The organism is Actinobacillus vicugnae (genome assembly GCF_901687125.1).
GTDB classification, from domain to species: Bacteria; Pseudomonadota; Gammaproteobacteria; order Enterobacterales; family Pasteurellaceae; genus Actinobacillus; species Actinobacillus vicugnae.
Genome location: NZ_CABFJY010000022.1, coordinates 11694 through 29408, shown reverse-complemented (window position 1 = coordinate 29408; position 17715 = coordinate 11694). Strand labels below are relative to the sequence as shown.

Genomic DNA, 17715 nt, shown 5'->3' with positions numbered 1-17715 from the left:
TAGCATTTATTACACATCATAAGTGGTTGAAGCTGTATTACCGCCACGACCTGTCCAGTTAGTATGGAAGAATTCACCACGTGGTTTATCGGTACGTTCGTAAGTATGCGCACCGAAGTAATCACGCTGTGCCTGCAGTAAATTTGCTGGTACACGCTCTGAAGTATAGCCATCTAAGAAGGTGATCGCAGACGCCATACATGGCATTGGAATACCGACTTCGATAGACTTCGCCACCACTTTACGCCAATCTGCCATAGCATTTTCTAAAATACCTTTGAAGTAATCATCAGAACCTAAGAAGATTAAGTCTGGATTCGCTTCATACGCATCACGAATATTGCCTAAGAAACGGCTACGGATAATACACCCTTCACGCCATAATAGTGCAGTTGCGCCGTAGTTGATGTCCCAACCGAAGTTTTCTGATGCTTCACGAATCAACATAAAGCCTTGTGCATAAGAAATGATTTTTGAAGCAAGTAATGCTTTACGCACTGCTTCAATCCATACTTTTTTATCGCCCTCAACTGGTGTGATGGTTTTGTTGAATAATTTTGAGGCTGCAACACGTTGATCTTTAAATGAAGAAACACAACGTGCAAACACAGATTCCGTGATTAACGTTAATGGAATACCGAAATCTAAAGCATTGATCCCTGTCCATTTACCCGTACCTTTCTGACCTGCGGTATCCAAAATTTTCTCAACTAATGGCGTACCGTCTTCATCTTTGTAGCCTAAAATATCGGTGGTAATATCAATTAAATAGCTATCTAATTCCGTTTTCTTCCACTCAGCAAAAATGGCTTGCATTTCATCATAGCTTAGGCCTAAACCGTCTTTTAAAAATTGGTAGGCTTCACAAATTAATTGCATATCACCGTATTCGATACCATTGTGAACCATTTTCACAAAATGCCCTGCACCTTCTTTGCCCACCCAGTCACAGCAAGGCTCGCCTTTATCAGTTTTCGCTGAAATCGCTTGTAAAATAGGCTTCACATAAGGCCACGCTTCTTCGTTACCGCCTGGCATAATTGATGGCCCGTGGCGAGCACCTTCTTCACCACCCGACACGCCTGTGCCGATAAAGCGAATACCTTTCTCTGCTAATGCTTTCACACGACGATTAGAATCAGGATAGTTTGAGTTACCGCCATCAATAATGATGTCGCCCTCTTCCAAATGAGGCACTAACGCATCAATAAATTGATCCACCACTTCACCTGCACGCACCATTAACATCACTTTACGCGGTTTTTCTAATTTCGCAGCTAAATCTTCTAATGAATACGCACCGATAATATTGGTACCTTTCGCCGCTCCCGCTAAGAACTCATCCACTTTTGAAGTAGTACGGTTATACGCCACCACTTTAAAGCCGTTGTCGTTCATATTTAAAATTAAATTTTGACCCATTACCGCTAAACCGATAACGCCAATATCGCCTTTTACTGACATTGTTTTCTCCTGTTGGTTTTAATTCGCGACAAGCGGTCGAATTTGTAAAAAATTTTGCAAAATTAACCGCTTGCTATACTCCATACGCACATATGGAGTGACTAAATTATGTGGTTACACTGCAACCAAGTTACTCTTTTATTTTAGCCAAATTGCTGTTCAAAGATAATTTTTTGCTGTTCAATTTCTCGTACTAATTCTTCCTCGCTTGGCAAGTACGCCATATATTTGCTTGTAAACAGTTGTGAGCTGTCATTTAGCACGGAATATTTAGCTACAACGCTATCAGCCTCGGTACAAAGTAACAAGCCAATGGTTGGATTATCATCTTCACGTTTTTGCAAATCATCATACATTCGCACATACATATCCAGCTGTCCGATATCCTGATGAGTGAGCTTTTCTGTTTTAAGTTCAACAATCACAAAGCATTTAAAAATGTAGTTATAAAACACTAAATCAATAAAGAAATCAGAAGTTTCCGTGCGTATATGCTGTTGGCGAGCGACAAAGGCAAAACCTTTGCCCAACTCCAACATAAATTGTTGTAAATTATCAATCAGAGCCTTTTCCAACTCTGCTTCGCTATAAGCTAAATGGCTCGGTAAATTGAGAAATTCTAAAACCGTTGGTGATTTTATAAAATCACTCGCCTGCAGTTTTTGCGTTTTTTCTTGCATTTCTGCCCGCACAAGTTCTTTGTCTTGGCTTGCAAGTAAGCGGTCGTAATATAGCGTTGAAATATTGCGATCTAAGGTGCGTACCGACCAATGATTTTCTGCTGCTTCGGTTAAATAATACAAACGAGCTTGGTCATTAGACACTTTTAAACAACGTTGAAAATGTGACCAACTTAATTTGGCGAACAGTGTTCGCCACTTTGTTAGATCATTGAATAATAAATAAAACTGGCGAATTTCTCGTAATGAACGATAGCTAAATCCTTTGCCAAATTCATTAGTTAATTCAATCGAAAGCGTTTGTAAGATTTGTTTACCATACTCCGCTCTATCTGAACCATTTTGTTCTTCTAGCACAATACACAATACGTTGCCCAATTTTCCAATAAGCCTCCACCATTGCGGAATTAACCGCTGCATAGGCTTGTTGGCGAGCTGAATGTAAAATGTGCTTAATTTCATTAAGATAAGATGTTGTTAGATTGTTTTTCATACTTTCTCCTTTTAAAAAACAACATTCTTATACATGCAAGCGGTCGAATTTGCAAAAAGTTTCGCAAATTCGACCGCTTATGATTGTGTTTAGAAGCAAATTTTTGCTTCTGCTATCGGCAGATTGGCTCTGTCGTTACAATCAAATTTTGTTTTCTCGTTTAAATGCTAATGCAATGGTTGCTAATAACATCACACCTGCTACGGCGATATAAAGCGTTTGTTTTTCTAATCCCGCATCTAATAGCATTCCCGAGACAGTTGGCGCAAGAATTGAGCCTGCACGTCCTGCGCCAATTGCCCAGCCCACGCCTGTATTACGAATATCTGCATCGTAGGTAGCTGGGTTGATGGTGTATAAACCGCTGATACAACCATTAATTAATGCGCCAACCACAACGCCCATAGCCATTGCAATCGCTAAAGCCGATGAAGAAAGGATAAATACAACAATCGCAATCGCTGATAGCACCGTAAACAGCATTAATACTGCTCGTGCTGACCAACGGCTGGCAATTAAACCGTAAATCAATGAGCCACCTGCACCACCAATCGAAATTGCCATACCAACGTTGATACTGTCCTCAACCGTCATTCCTGCTTCTTTTAACAATGCGGGCGTCCATGAGCTAATAAAGTAGAAGCTGAACATAATCGCAAAGAACGACAACCATAATAATAAGGTTGAACGACGATATTTCGCGTTAAATAGCTGTGAAATCGGTAATTTTGCTTTAATTACCTCTACTTTTACAGGTAAATCCCAATAGCCACCAAAGCCTATTTTTTGCGCGATTTGATTTAAACGTGCTTTTGCATTAGCGGGCTGTTTAGTGGTTAAAAAGTCGATTGATTCTGGTAACCAAATAAATAACACTGCCCATACTACAGCGGTCATTGTCGCACCTGCAAAATACACCGCATGCCAGCTGTATGCAGCTTGTAATTCTTTTGCCAACATACCACCGATCATCGCACCAATCCCGAAACCTGCCGCATATACGCTGATCGCAAAACTACGCCATTTTTTCGAAGAATATTCGCTCGTGATTACGTTTGTACCGACTAAAATACCGCCAACACCTAAGCCTGTAATCACGCGAGAAAAACCAAGCACAAACGGCGTAGTAGATAAGCCTGAAATTAACAAGCCAATCGCCGATAATGCGACTGAAAGCAATAATAACGGACGACGACCGAATTTATCCGCCAAAGGCGCGAGAAATAACGACCCTACCGTCATCCCCGCTAAACCCGCGCTAACTAACACGCCAAATTCGGTTTTAGATAAACCAAATTCTTTAGAAATATTGGTTGCGGTAAAAGCGATAGCTAGTACGTCAAAACCATCTAAAAAATTCATTACGGCAGCCATAATCACAATCGCCCATTGGTAACCCCCCATTGGGCTGTTATCGATTGCTTGCCTTAAATTATTATTATGTTGTTGTGCTTGAATTGTCATAGGAATTCCTTATTAAAGATTTTCATTTAATTGGAATCCTAAATGAAACAACCCTAAAGAACAACGCTAAATTGTGCTAAAACTGCTGAAAAATTTTAAGCTGAATCATGAATTTTATTCATATTCAACCATTATAATAATTTTGCAGCCTCCTTGTCTAAATACCACTCAGTTACGCCTTGTTTCGCTTTGATACGAGCGGCTGGATACGCTAGTTGTTCTGCAGGTGTTTCACTAATTTCTTTTAATACTTCCGCTTTTGCCTCACCTGTAACCAAATAAGTGATTCGTTTCGCTTGCTCAATTAATTTTGCAGTTTTTGAAATACGAATTTGACCGCTTTCAGGGTGTTTAGCAATTACCGCCACATTTGGGTCGTTGAAATCAGTTTGATGAGGGAAAAGCGAAGCGGTATGACCGTCATTCCCCATACCGAGAATGATCCAATCAAAGGCTAAATTAGGTACACAAGCGGTTAATTCTTGTGAAAATCTTGCAAGTTCTTGTTCGACAGGTTGCTCACCACGAATACGGTGAATATTTTCGTTTGGGATTTGAATATGATCGAACAATAATTTTTGTACTTCACCATAATTGCTTTCAGGATCGGTAGGTAACACCATACGGTCATCACCCCACCAGAAATGCAGATTTTGCCACTGAATTTCAGTATTGAAAGGCGCTTGTGCCAACGTTTTAAACAATAATTTTGGGGTTGAACCACCCGAAAGTGAAATATGAACAGGACGGTTGAGCTGACTATAAAGCACAAATTCCTGCGCAATTTTTTCGACCACTTGTTGTGCAGTTGGGAAGATGATTGTGTTCATATCGTTTCCTCGAAACTCAGTGTAGGATGGGCTTTCGCCCATCACATTAATTAATAGGATTGATGAATTAGACTTTTTTCTTCATCATACCTGAAGGTTTACGCCACACTTTACCGCGTTTAGCGATTAATTTATCTGCTTCAGTTGGCCCCCAAGTACCCGCTTCGTATTCATAAATTCTGCCTCTTTCCGCTTTATAATCTAAAATCGGCTGAACAAATTTCCAACAAGCGTGCACCGCATCGGTTCGAGCAAATAAAGTTGCATCGCCTTTTAGCGCATCAAGTAATAAACGTTCATAAGCGGTTAAAAGACTTGAAGCAGAGCTTAAATCTGAGTAGCGGAAGTCCATTGAAACTTCTTTTGCCTCAAAACCTGCACCAGGTTTTTTCAAACCAAAACGCATTGAAATACCTTCGTCTGGCTGTACTCGGATAATCAATTTATTATCTGGTGCATTTTGACTAAATACTGGATGTGGCGTAGTTTTGAAATGAATCACAATTTCAGTCACTCGCACTGGTAAGCGTTTACCTGTACGCACATAGAACGGTACGCCAGCCCAACGCCAGTTATCAATTTCACATTTCAACGCCATATAGGTTTCTGTATTTGAATCTGCTGGCACGCCTTTTTCTTCTAAATAGCCAGCCACCATTTGATCATCTACTTCACCTTTTACATATTGCGCTAATACCACATTATTTTTTACATCTTCTGCGCTTAATGGATGTAAACAGTGCAATACTTTTGCAACTTCATCACGCATTGAATCTGCATTAATAATCGCAGGCGGCTCCATTGCGACCATTGCTAGCACTTGCAATAAATGGTTTTGGAACATATCCCGCATTGCGCCCGAGCCGTCGTAATAACCTCCACGCTCTTCTACGCCAATTGCTTCTGCGCCTGTAATTTCAACATAATCAATAAAGTTACGATTCCATAACGGCTCAAATAAACCATTTGAGAAACGCAATACAAGCAAGTTTTGTACCGTTTCTTTACCTAAATAATGGTCGATACGGTAGATTTGATGTTCTTCAAAATAGTGGTGAATTTTCTCATCCAGTTCTTTTGCAGTTTTAATATCGTAACCAAACGGTTTCTCAACAATAATGCGCTTCCAACCAAATTCTTCGGTAGTTAAGCCGTGTGCTGCTAAGCATTCTGGGATAACGCCGTATAAACTTGGTGGCGTAGAAAGGTAGTAAAGCGTATTGCCACAGCTACCATATTTATCGTGTAATTCATCTAAACGAGGCAATAATTTGGCATAATCCACCGCATCAGAAGTGTTCACTGCTTGGTAATAAAGATGTGAACAGAAATTTTCTAATGCTTGCCCTTCCGCTTTTTCGAATTTAACTAATGCATCACGCATTTTGGCACGGAAGCTATCATCATTAAGCTCTGAACGAGCAACACCTAATACAGAGAAATGCTCTCCAAGGCGACCAATTTTAAATAAGTTATAGAGCGCAGGAATTAATTTACGGAAAGTTAAATCGCCCGATGCGCCAAAAATAACAATACAACTATTTTCGATATTCATTTTTTTTATAATTCCCGAGTTCGTTAGTCAGATATGAATAATATGTAACATTTTTCACAATGTTGCAAATAGCTATTACAAATTAAATTGAAAGATATTTTGCCAATTTAGCTGCTGATCCGCCACCATCACAAAGTATGGATTAACAAATGTTGGGCGCTGATTATAGGTAAGTGGCTCAAACTTCAAATCAAAAATTTTGCCGCCTACCTCCGCCAGCAAAATCTCCGCAACCGCAGTATCCCATTCCCCTGTATCACCAAACCGAACATAGCAATCCGCTTTGCCTTCTGCAACTAGACCAGCTTTTAAACTACTCGATCCGTATTGGAGAATTTCTGCTGAATAAGCAGGAGCTACCGCATGCAGCACTGCAGTTTGCGAGGAAGCCCCCATCGTGATTTTCAAACGATTCTGGTTAAGCAAACCTCGTTGCCCAACAAGCGGTCGAATTTGATCATTTTCTTGCAAAAACGCACCGCTTGCCTGCATAGCAAAATAGGTCTTAGCTAAAATTGGGGCATGAATAACGCCTAACACAGGACGATTTTGCTGCACCAAACCAATCACAATCGAAAATTGATCAGTGTGATCAATAAATTGCTGTGTGCCGTCTAGTGGATCAATAATCCAATATTCTTGCCATTTTTGGCGTTCTGCAAAAGGAATATTACAATTTTCTTCCGATAAAATTGGTACATTTGGTGTGAGTTGGCGTAATTTTTCACTCACAAATTGGCTGATAAACAAATCTGCTTCGGTAACGGGCGTATGATCTGCTTTGATTTTGATTTCAACCGAATGTTGATAAAACCGCTTAAGATGTTCGCCTGCTTCTAACGCTATATTTTTAACCGCTTGTAACAATGTTGAATTAAGTGATTGCATGCAAAAATCCTCTTATTTTTGACCGCTTGCAAGATAGACTTTGAGCATAAACAAAGCAGATAAATTACGAGATTCAGCAAAATTCGGATCCGCTAATAATTCATCAATGTTAGCCAGTGGAATACGGACAATCTCAAGCGGTTCAGGCTCATCGCCTTCTAATTTGGATGGGTAAAGATCTTGCGCCACAAATACGTGCATCAGCCCAAACATATGACTCGGGCCTGTATAAAGCGAACGTAAAAATTCAATACGGTTGGCACCAAAACCAATTTCTTCTTGTAATTCTCGATTTGCGCTGATTATTGGCTCCTCGCCCTGATCAACAATTCCTTTTGGAAAACCTAATTCATAGCGTTCCGATCCCACCGCATATTCTTTAATAAAAATCAGTTCGTTATCTTGAATCGGCATCACTAACACCGATGAACGGCGTTGCGGTGTTAAACGCTCATAAGTCCGCTCTTCGCCATTTGAAAAACGCAAATCAATCGCTTGCACTTCAAAAATACGCGTTTTAGCGATGGTTTCGATAGCAAGGATCTGTGGCAGCTTAGATTTTGAGGTCATACAGGCGTTCTCATTTCAATATTTAATTTCCTAAAGATAGCATATTTTATGCTAAAATTTCTCGAAAATTATACTGTGCGAAACCGTTTGCGCACAAACTAATTTAATCGATTAAATTGAATACATTGGATATTTTAATGAAACAGACACAAGCACAAGATAATGAAGTTCGGCTGGACAAATGGTTATGGGCTGCGCGTTTTTATAAGACTCGTTCAATTGCCAAAGCGATGATTGAAGGCGGGAAGGTACATTACAACGGGCAACGGGCGAAAGTGAGTAAAGCGGTGGAAGTGGGGGCGATGATTAAACTTCGGCAAGGCAACGAAGAAAAAGAAGTGGAAGTGCTTGCCCTAAGCGACCAACGGCGAGGTGCACCAGAGGCTCAATTGCTCTACCAAGAAACCGAAAAAAGCGTGAAACAGCGTGAGGCAATTACCTTTGCTCGCAAAGCGAATGCACTTTCAATGCCACATCCCGACCGCCGCCCGAATAAAAAAGAGCGTCGTGATTTGGTTAAATTTAAAAATCAAATATTGTAATTTATAAATTCATCCCTATATTAGTAACAATTCTACGGCGCACGTTTTACGTGTGCCTTCTTTTATTTTAACAAGCGGTCAAATTTTTTTGCAAATCCTGCCGCTTCTACTAGGAACAACCATGAGTTATACAAAAGACAACGACAAACTTTATCGCTATTTATTCCAAAATCGTGCAGTGCGTGGCGAATGGGTGCGCTTAAACGATACTTTTACTGAAACGTTAAATACTCACCAATATCCGAAAGCGGTGCAAAATTTACTAGGTGAAATGTTGGTAGCAACTAGCTTACTCACTGCAATTATGAAGTTTGAAGGCACTATCACGGTGCAAATTCAAGGTGATGGCCCACTTAAATTAGCGGTTGTCAATGGTAATGAGCAACAACAATTACGTGCGCTTGCACGTACTCAAGCGGAAATCACCGACAATTCCACCCTCAGTGAAATGATCGGCAATGGTGTATTAGTTATCTCCATTATGCCAAACGATGGTGAACGTTACCAAGGTGTTATCGCATTAGATAAACCAACAATCCGTGAATGCTTAGAAGATTATTTTATCCGATCTGAACAGTTACAAACTCATTTAGTGATCCGTACAGGCGAATACGAAGGCAAACCAGTGGCTGGTGGCTTATTATTACAAATCATGCCAGATGGTACGGGTACGCCAGAAGATTTTGAACATCTAATGACACTTGCTGAAACAGTAAAAGACGAAGAATTATTTGGCTTAGAAGCAGAAGAATTATTGTTCCGCCTCTATCACGAAGAACAAGTTGAAGTGTATCCAGCACAAGAAACGAAATTCCATTGTGGCTGTTCACGCGAGCGTTCTGGCAATGCAATTTTATTATTACCAATGGAAGAAATTGATGAAATGCTGGCCGAAAAAAATGGCGTAATTGATATGCAATGCGAATGTTGTGGTACGCAATATTTCTTCGATAAAAATGCAATTTTATCTTTTAAAGAAGAAGCGGATAAATTAGCAAGCTTAAACTTATAAATTAAAATCTATAAATATAAGCGGTTGAATTTAAATGATTTTTTATAAATTCGACCGCTTTTTTGTAAACATTATTGCAGCTAAATATTGGCTAAAATAGAATCTCGCTGGGAATTATCCCTCGTTTATAATTATAAGGAGATCGTTATGGTCAATAAATTTACTAAACACACAGCGTCAACGCATATCGTTGATAATGTTTTAGCAAAATATGCACACATATACCCTAATATTTCGAAACTGATGTCTGCATCACGAACCGAAATAACCGAATCGAATTTATCCTCTCGCCCTTCCTCATTATCTACTTTTCCAAAACCTTCCGCTAACGTGATTAAAGCCCTAGAAGATTATGCTGCTAAGCATCAACAGCAATCTTTTGAAAATGTACATAAAGCCTACAAACCAGATACCGATAAAGACGGTATTATTGATTTATATGATAAAAATCCAGATATGTGGAATGTGTCCGATCGTGATTTAAGGGTATTCTCTACACTTGCTTATCAAGATAAATCCAAATTAAGTGCATATTTCAGCGGTAAATACGCCGATTCACCTTACGCTCAACAAATTAAAGAAGTGGTAAATAATTGGGAAGTGTTACGCACAGAAAGCCCAGGAAGTGGCTTAGATTATGTGATCTTTGGTAATGGTAAAAATGCGGACGGTAGCTATAATAATGTTGTCATTGCTTTCCGAGGCACATCTGAATTTGCAGATTTAACCGCTGATTTACGTCTTACATTCGGTGATACACCAATGCAAACCGCCTATTTAGATCAAGCAGCCCAATATATTGAAGCTTATAAACCCAAAAATGTTTATTCAACAGGACATTCTCTTGGTGGTTATTTAGCAGAATATTTTGTTGCACATACTATTCAAAGTCGTGCAGGCTGGGACGATATGTTTGAACGTAGTGCCTTGTTCAACCCCGCAGTATTAAAACATCACGGACTTTCAAGCCAAACCCTCAAACAAGCGGCTAATTTAGCCAATACATTTACCAAAACCGAGGTAATCGACGACAGCGATAAATCCAATGTTGTAACCAAACACAAAACCGATTCTTACGTTATTCGTGGTGAATTTGTGGATAAATTCCTTGGTCGTTATGACGGTACAACTTTCTTTGATTTCAAAAAAGGGAAATTATCTGGACTTCATGCGCTTTCCAGCTTCTATGAAAAAGATAACCAACTAAAAGAAGAGTTTTCACAAGGCTATCGAATGGATTACCACTACTCCAACGATGATACCGATAAAGACGGCTTAACCGATGTAATGGAAAAGCGTATTGGTAGTGATATTAACAATGCAGATAGTGATAATGATGGCTATGCCGATGGCTTGGAAATTTATTTAGGCTCAGATGCGTTAGCTTCAAATATCATTCCAGTGCTTACCGAAAACGGTATTCAAATCGTTGATCTGAATGCTGATGACAATCATACCGCTTATACATTGAGCGCTGAACCACTCTCACTAATGAGCGCGGTGCGAGAAGTTGAAACTACTGAAACTGTTGCAAATGATAGCGAGTTAGCGGAATCTCACTTATTGGTGAGTGAAGCCGAACAGCCTATTGAAACTGATGAACTTAGCTTACCAGCAGAGTTAACGGCTAGCGACAGCATTGATGAGCTAAACTTGGCTGCTAACGATAGCGAATTTAGCTATGCTGAAAATGGATTTGAAGCGGTTAATTTTGCAACATATTCTGCCCCTCAATATGAAGCAATTGTGGTGTAATATTTTACTTATTCACTAAAATAAAATAAGCGGTCTAACTTTGCTCTATTTTTACCCAAAGTAAAATCTTGCAAAAATTAGACCGCTTGTTTTGTTTCAAACTACATCATACTTGAACGGCTTTTATTAAGCAGTTTAGCAATGATATTTTCTATCGATTGCTCCATTTGAGCACCTAAACGTTGAGTAAGGTTTTTCTTCTCTTTAAAACTCAGCTCCACCACGTCTTTTTCTTTTACCGCATTAAGCAATAAATCATCGCTGGTAGAGATTTCATCAACCAAATTCAGCGCTAACGCTTGCTGACCAAACCAATGCTCACCTGTTGCGATTTTTTCAATCTCCAATTGTGGACGATTCTGTGCGACAAATTGCTTAAATAATTCGTGTGTTTCTTCTAATTCTTGTTGGAATTTTTGTTTACCTTTTTCAGTATTCTCACCAACTAACGTAACGGTGCGTTTATATTCACCAGCGGTCATTACGTCTACATCAATATCGTGTTTTTTCAGTAAACGATGAATATTTGGCACCTGCGCCACCACGCCAACCGAGCCTATAATCGCAAAAGGCGCAGACACAATTTTATTCGCCACACACGCCATCATATAACCACCACTTGCTGCTACTTTATCCACCGCAACCGTAAGCGGAATATTGTGATCGCGTAAACGTTGCAACTGTGATGCAGCTAAGCCATAACCATGCACTACACCACCAGGACTCTCTAATTTAAGTAGCACTTCATCTGTCGGCTTAGCAAGCGATAACACTGCACTAATTTCTTTTGCCAACGAACTCACCGCACTCGCTTGCACATCACCATTAAATTTCAGTACAAATAAACGCGCTTTTTCCGCTTCTGTTTTCTCCGCGTCTTCTTTAATTCGTTTTTTCTCGGCTTTCGCTTTTTCTTTAGCGGCTTTTTTCTCGTCTTTTTCGAGCTGTTTTTGCTCTTCTTCGGTTAAGAAAAAGCACTCTAACGCTTTTTGTTGTTCGTTATATTTTTCGGTTAAATTAGTGATTGTAATTGAGCCATTTTCAGGCTGTTTTTTCGCTTCTAAGATTAATAAAATTGCCACCGCAATAATGCCGAACACGGTGAGCAATTCGAGTAAAAAGATACCGTAATTAAGTAAAATTTCTTTCCACATTGAGTGAGATTTCCTTTTGTTAATCGTAAAAATCAGATTAAATTTGACCGCTTGTTTCCGCTTCTAACATATCCACCACAGCAAGAGCTGCTTGTGCATCCGCATCACATTGAATCAATTTATGTAACTCAGTAAAACGCTGTTTTAATTCGTTTCGCTGTTTTCTATGGTCTGCATCATCGGCTAAATAATTACCCAAATACCATGCTAAATTTTCAGGATTGCATTCATCTTGAATTAATTCAGGCACCAGCATTTCATCAGCTAATAAATTAGGCAAAGAAATATATTTAGTTTTTACTAAGTGTTTCGCTAACCAATAAGTTGCCGTTTTCATTTTATAGCCTACCACCATTGGCGATTTGCATAGCATTCCTTCTAACGCAGCTGTACCTGATGCCAATAATGTTGCTTCTGCTACAATCATCGCTTGGCGAGCATTACCTTGTAAGATTTGCACTTCAAGTTCTGGTGCCACTTGTGCTTTAATTTGCTCAAACTGCGCAATACGTTTGGCATTTACCAATGGTACTAAAAATTGTAAATCTGGATATTTCTGCTTAAGAATTTGTGCTGCTTTTAAAAATGGCTCGGTTAAAAAGTCCACTTCACTCGCTCGACTACCGACTAAAATCGCTAGATAACGCTGGTTTTCCGCTAAATTTAAACTTGCACAAGCTTCTGAGCGATTTGGCTTAAGCGCAATTGCATCTGCCATCGTGTGTCCAATAAAACGGCACGGCACATTAAAACGGTCATAAAACGCTTTTTCAAACGGTAAAAATGCCAGTACTAAATTAGTTGCTCGCGCAATCTTATGTACACGTTTCTGGCGCCACGCCCAAACCGAAGGGCTAACATAATGAATAGTTTTAATTCCACTCGCTTTGAGTTTTTCTTCAACCGTTAAATTAAAATCAGGCGCATCAATACCAATAAAAATATCAGGCTTTTCAGCCAACATTGTTTCAATGACTTGCTTACGACGTTTGAGTAAACGAGGTAAATGTTTTACCACTTCTGCCAGCCCCATTACAGCTAACTCTTCCATATCAAACAAACTTTCACAACCAGCTTGTATCATTCTAGGCCCCGCAACACCGATAAAACGGGCATTCGGATAATGTAATTTCAGTGCATTAATCAAACCTGCGCCTAGAATGTCGCCAGAAATTTCACCTGCAACCAGTGCAATGAGAGGTGCTTGTTTTGTCATAGTGCTTTCACTCTTATTTATTATTCAGAGTTTTATTATAGGCAGATTATCACTAATCACAATATAAACTAACAAAATCGCATTGATTGACTTTTTCACACCAAGTAAAATATCAACTCTAATTTATATTTCATTTGGAGTGATTATGAAAAAAACAGCATTGGCACTTTTCGCATCTGCTTTTGTGGCAAGTTCAGCATCAGCGCTTGAATTATTCAACATGGATTCAACAGGCACTAAAGTAGAGTTTATTGGTTCTGCACGTGTAAAATGGACGAGTACTTCAACGAAAGAGACTTACCGCAATGGTTCTGTAGTGCGCAACCATGTAAATAAACCTGTGCAAAATAACGGTTCACGTTTTGGCTTCCGTTTAACGCAACAACTTACTAACGATTTCTATGCATTAGGTCGTGTCGAATGGCGTTTACGTGGTTCAGATGAGCGTGGCATATCAAACTCTCAACACGATTTTGATCATATTTATGCGCATCAACTTTACGCAGGTTTAGGTCATAACCAATACGGTGAGGTAACTTACGGTAACCAAACGGTGATCACCGATGAAGTAAAACAAACTGATCTTCCAAATACATTAAGTTTATCTGATGGCTTATTAGTCTCTGGCGCTCGTCGCTCTGTGCAATATGTATATAAAGGTATCAAGGGCTTAAAAGTGGGGGCATATTATGGTGGTAATAACCAACGTGCAAACAACAACACAGATTTAGCTCAAGATCGTAAAGACGTTTGGGGTTTCGGCTCGATTTACAACCATAAATTTGATGATGTACAAAGTGTACAAGTTGCAACAGGTTTCTCTCGTGAGCGTTTTGAGCGTGTAGGTTCTGCGCCTGCTTATGACCGCAATGCATACGCTTTAGGTACAGCTTATACTTACGACAAAACTACTTTCGGTGTAGATTTAGAACGTCGTAAAACCGAAGATCAAAATGCATTAGGCAATAAACGCACTGAAAAAGAAGTCCGTACTGTGGTTTACCACCGTTTAACCGATGATTGGCGTGCGTATGGGATGTACGCATACAAAATCAATAAAAACGATGTAGTAGTGGGTACTGATACCAAAACCAGAAAACATCAATTTATGTTAGGTACCGAATACTTCTTACCAAAAGTAGTTGACCAGCTAAAAACCAAACTCTTCGTAGAATGGCAAGCAACACGTGCGAAAAACTTCACCGCTGCGGTGAAAAAATCTCGTGATTACACCACTGTAGTTGGTTTCCGTGCTTATTGGTAATTCTTATCTTTAATTCGAAAATAAAAGCCCAAGCATTTGCTTGGGCTTTTTCGTATATAACAAAGCGGTCAAATTTTGTAATTTTTCGAAATTATGTAGTATATGCACAAAGTTGCGAGTTTATTTCAATGATGTGAGGGCAAGCACAAGCCCCCTACAAAAAATACTTGTGTAATTACTACATAATACCGCAATTTTTTTACAAAATCTGACCGTTTGTCATTAGAGCGTTAGTCCAGATTATTTAGTTAACTGAACTAAAATACGGCGAACTGGCTCTGCAGCGCCCCATAATAATTGGTCACCCACAGTAAACGCTGCCAGATACTCTGGTCCCATTGCTAATTTACGTAAACGCCCTACTGGAACGCTTAATGTGCCAGTTACTTTCGCTGGTGTTAATTCACGTAAAGTGGTTTCTTTATCGTTTGGAACCACTTTTACCCACTCATTGTGCGCGGCAATAATTTGCTCAATTTCCGCTAATGGTAAATCTTTTTTGAGCTTAATGGTAAACGCTTGGCTGTGGCAACGTAATGCACCAATACGCACACATAAACCATCAACAGGGATTGGGTTATCGCTTAAACCTAAAATTTTGTTGGTTTCCGCATAACCTTTCCATTCTTCTTTCGTTTGACCGCTTTCTAATAATTTATCAATCCAAGGAATTAAGCTACCTGCAAGCGGTGCGCCAAAGTTATCTGTTGGGAAGCTCTCTTCACGCATTTTGGCAGTGACTTTACGCTCAATCTCTAAAATAGATGAAGCAGGATTTGCAAGTTCTGCTTTTACAGAATCTTCTAATTCACCCATTTGTGAAAGTAATTCACGCATGTTTTTCGCTCCTGCACCAGAAGCAGCTTGGTAAGTTGCAACAGAAACCCATTCCACTAAATCTTTTTCGAATAAGCCACCGATTGCCATTAACATTAGGCTAACAGTACAATTACCACCAACAAAAGTTTTTACACCATTTTTTAACCCATCTGTAATAACATGCTGGTTAACAGGATCTAACACGATAATTGCGTCTTTTTCCATGCGTAAGGTTGAAGCTGCATCAATCCAATAGCCATTCCAGCCTGCCGCACGTAATTTAGGATACACATCAGTAGTATAGTCACCACCTTGACAGGTTACGATAATATCTAACTTTTTCAGTTCTTCGATATCAAAAGCATTCTTTAAATCGCCAGCATCTTTACCTGCAAAAACAGGTGCTTTTTGACCTGCTTGTGAAGTCGTGAAAAAAATTGGGTTAATGTTTGCGAAGTCATTTTCTTGAACCATGCGATCCATTAACACTGAACCGACCATGCCACGCCAACCGATAAAACCTACATTTTGCATTGTGTTGCTCCTAAATTGAAAAGTACAAAGTTGTGTTTGAATTTATTTTGGAAATAGATGTGATAAATACAAGATTTTATGCAAAAATGCAATTAATTATTTAATCACTCTTCCTTGCTGAATATGAAACAGCTGATCTTGTGCGTTTTCTTGCCACTGCATTTGGTTCAACTGTTCTTTAGTTATCGCCGTTACAAAAACCTGTGAACCGCTTTCTCGCAAACGGTGTGCTAGTAACTCTCGTTTAGTCGGATCTAATTCAGAGGCAAAGTCATCAATCAGAAATAAACATTGGCGCTCTTTTTGCGCGACTAAATATTCACCTTGTGCTAAACGTAATGCACACATTAATAATTTTAATTGCCCACGAGATAGCGCATCTTCCACAGGCAAGCCATTTGCACGGAAACGGAAATCTGCTTTTTGCGGTCCGACCATGGTGTATCCCATTGCTTTATCTCGTTCAAAGCCTTGCATCAAAATCTCGGCATAATCTGCTCCTTTTTCCCATCCTTGATGAAAGCTCACTCCGATTTCTAATTCTGGTAAGAAGAATTGGCAAGTTTTTTCGATCTCTGGGTGTAATGCTTCCGCATAATTCGCTCGCATTTGACTCACTTGCTCCGCCAATTTGGCTAGCTCAATATCCCATGGTCTTAATTCAGCATAATTACGTACCTGATGCAGTGCAGCATTACGTTGTTTAAGCAAGCGCTTTAAATTCGCCCAACAGCTATAAAATTCTGTATGTTGATGAAAAAGTCCCCAGTCTAAAAATGCTCGACGATAAGTCGGCCCTCCGTTTAATAGCGTAAGCCCTTCTGGCGTAATCACCTGCATTGGTAATAAATGCGCTAAATCAGAGATTTTATTACCGTCTTCACCATTAATTTTTAGTACCGTATCGCCTGAGCGTTTTTTTTGAATTCCCACCGACCAAACGTGTTGCCCCTCATTAATTTTACCGTGCAATATAAAATCATCCGCTTGATAGTGAATAATTCGATTGCTGATATGGCTTTTAAATGATCTACCATGCCCTAGGTAAAAAATCGCTTCCAACAAACTGGTTTTACCGCTACCGTTATGCCCTACGATAAAATTAAAATTCGGACTAAGTTCAAGATCGATAGATTGAAGATTGCGGAAATTATTGATGAGTAATCGAGATAGGGGCATAGTAGATTCTTTAAGATTAAAAATGCTTAAGTTAGCCTATGAGAAGAAATGCTTATTTTACAGATAACAAGCGGTCATTTTTTAGAAAATTTTTGCAAATACTAAAATACTTTTACCCCCTATTTTCCGCTGAAGCGGTTGTGTAAACTTTTGAGGATAACTTTCCTTGTTTGAGCTTGCTTACAAGCGAGTTTGAAAGTTCATCCCAACAGTTAGCAATAAGCGGAAAATAGAGGAAAATCGGGGGCATTTTTCTTTGGTTACTTTCTTTGGCAAAGCAAAGAAAGTAACACTTC

General features: G+C 39.4%; 16 protein-coding genes. 4 read left to right on the top strand and 12 right to left on the bottom strand.

Annotated elements, in window-relative coordinates:
* Nucleotides 1–9: 9 nt before the first annotated feature.
* The 8 genes from gnd to nudE form a co-directional block, all read right to left on the bottom strand.
* A complete protein-coding gene (gnd, locus tag F8M47_RS06090) occupies nt 10–1464 on the bottom strand; it encodes a decarboxylating NADP(+)-dependent phosphogluconate dehydrogenase (protein WP_150539254.1) in 1455 nt (484 codons plus the stop codon).
* Between the two features lie 143 nt (nt 1465–1607).
* On the bottom strand, nt 1608–2501 hold the full coding sequence (locus tag F8M47_RS12360) for a PDDEXK nuclease domain-containing protein (RefSeq protein ID WP_150539253.1): 894 nt from the start codon (nt 2499–2501) through the stop codon (nt 1608–1610).
* Nucleotides 2473–2637 carry a DUF1016 N-terminal domain-containing protein gene (locus tag F8M47_RS12355; protein ID WP_150539252.1) on the bottom strand — a complete coding sequence of 55 codons (165 nt, stop codon included), beginning with the start codon at nt 2635–2637 and terminating at the stop codon, nt 2473–2475. The genes F8M47_RS12360 and F8M47_RS12355 overlap by 29 nt, the downstream gene beginning before the upstream one ends.
* Before the next feature lie 141 nt (nt 2638–2778).
* Complete coding sequence (locus F8M47_RS06075; RefSeq protein ID WP_150539251.1) at nt 2779–4101, bottom strand: MFS transporter; 1323 nt, start codon at nt 4099–4101, stop codon at nt 2779–2781.
* 131 nt (nt 4102–4232) lie between these two features.
* Nucleotides 4233–4931, bottom strand: a complete 699-nt coding sequence (gene pgl / locus F8M47_RS06070) for a 6-phosphogluconolactonase (protein WP_150539250.1) — start codon at nt 4929–4931, stop codon at nt 4233–4235.
* Between the two features lie 67 nt (nt 4932–4998).
* Nucleotides 4999–6486 carry a glucose-6-phosphate dehydrogenase gene (gene zwf / locus F8M47_RS06065; protein WP_150539249.1) on the bottom strand — a complete coding sequence of 496 codons (1488 nt, stop codon included), beginning with the start codon at nt 6484–6486 and terminating at the stop codon, nt 4999–5001.
* Between the two features lie 75 nt (nt 6487–6561).
* Nucleotides 6562–7374, bottom strand: a complete 813-nt coding sequence (cysQ, locus tag F8M47_RS06060; protein WP_150539248.1) for a 3'(2'),5'-bisphosphate nucleotidase CysQ — start codon at nt 7372–7374, stop codon at nt 6562–6564.
* A gap of 12 nt (nt 7375–7386) precedes the next feature.
* Nucleotides 7387–7944 carry an ADP compounds hydrolase NudE gene (nudE, locus tag F8M47_RS06055; RefSeq protein ID WP_150539247.1) on the bottom strand — a complete coding sequence of 186 codons (558 nt, stop codon included), beginning with the start codon at nt 7942–7944 and terminating at the stop codon, nt 7387–7389.
* Nucleotides 7945–8081: 137 nt separating this feature from the next.
* Between nudE and hslR the strand changes: the two genes are divergently transcribed.
* The 3 genes from hslR to F8M47_RS06040 all read left to right on the top strand — a co-directional run bounded on the left by hslR (nt 8082) and on the right by F8M47_RS06040 (nt 11253).
* Entirely contained in the window at nt 8082–8486 is a 405-nt protein-coding gene (gene hslR, locus F8M47_RS06050) for a ribosome-associated heat shock protein Hsp15 (RefSeq protein WP_150539246.1), read from the top strand.
* Between the two features lie 121 nt (nt 8487–8607).
* The gene (gene hslO / locus F8M47_RS06045; RefSeq protein ID WP_150539245.1) at nt 8608–9498 is read left to right on the top strand and encodes an Hsp33 family molecular chaperone HslO; all 891 of its coding nucleotides are present in this window, start codon (nt 8608–8610) and stop codon (nt 9496–9498) included.
* A 147-nt stretch (nt 9499–9645) separates the two neighbouring features.
* Nucleotides 9646–11253, top strand: coding sequence for a Tle-like phospholipase domain-containing protein (locus F8M47_RS06040; protein WP_150539244.1), 1608 nt, complete (start codon nt 9646–9648; stop codon nt 11251–11253).
* A 101-nt stretch (nt 11254–11354) separates the two neighbouring features.
* Here the strand turns inward: F8M47_RS06040 and sohB are convergent, their stop codons facing one another.
* Both sohB and lpxB read right to left on the bottom strand, forming a co-directional pair.
* A complete protein-coding gene (sohB, locus tag F8M47_RS06035; RefSeq protein WP_150539243.1) occupies nt 11355–12407 on the bottom strand; it encodes a protease SohB in 1053 nt (350 codons plus the stop codon).
* Nucleotides 12408–12444: 37 nt separating this feature from the next.
* Nucleotides 12445–13623, bottom strand: a complete 1179-nt coding sequence (gene lpxB, locus F8M47_RS06030; protein WP_150539242.1) for a lipid-A-disaccharide synthase — start codon at nt 13621–13623, stop codon at nt 12445–12447.
* Nucleotides 13624–13768: 145 nt separating this feature from the next.
* On the opposite strand from lpxB, the gene F8M47_RS06025 reads away from it, so the two are divergent.
* Nucleotides 13769–14887, top strand: coding sequence for a porin (locus F8M47_RS06025; RefSeq protein WP_150539241.1), 1119 nt, complete (start codon nt 13769–13771; stop codon nt 14885–14887).
* A 240-nt stretch (nt 14888–15127) separates the two neighbouring features.
* Here the strand turns inward: F8M47_RS06025 and asd are convergent, their stop codons facing one another.
* Both asd and recF read right to left on the bottom strand, forming a co-directional pair.
* A complete protein-coding gene (gene asd / locus F8M47_RS06020) occupies nt 15128–16240 on the bottom strand; it encodes an aspartate-semialdehyde dehydrogenase (protein WP_150539240.1) in 1113 nt (370 codons plus the stop codon).
* A 96-nt stretch (nt 16241–16336) separates the two neighbouring features.
* Nucleotides 16337–17419 (bottom strand): DNA replication/repair protein RecF, encoded by a 1083-nt coding sequence (recF, locus tag F8M47_RS06015; RefSeq protein ID WP_150539239.1) that lies wholly within the window; start codon nt 17417–17419, stop codon nt 16337–16339.
* Nucleotides 17420–17715 lie beyond the last annotated feature (296 nt).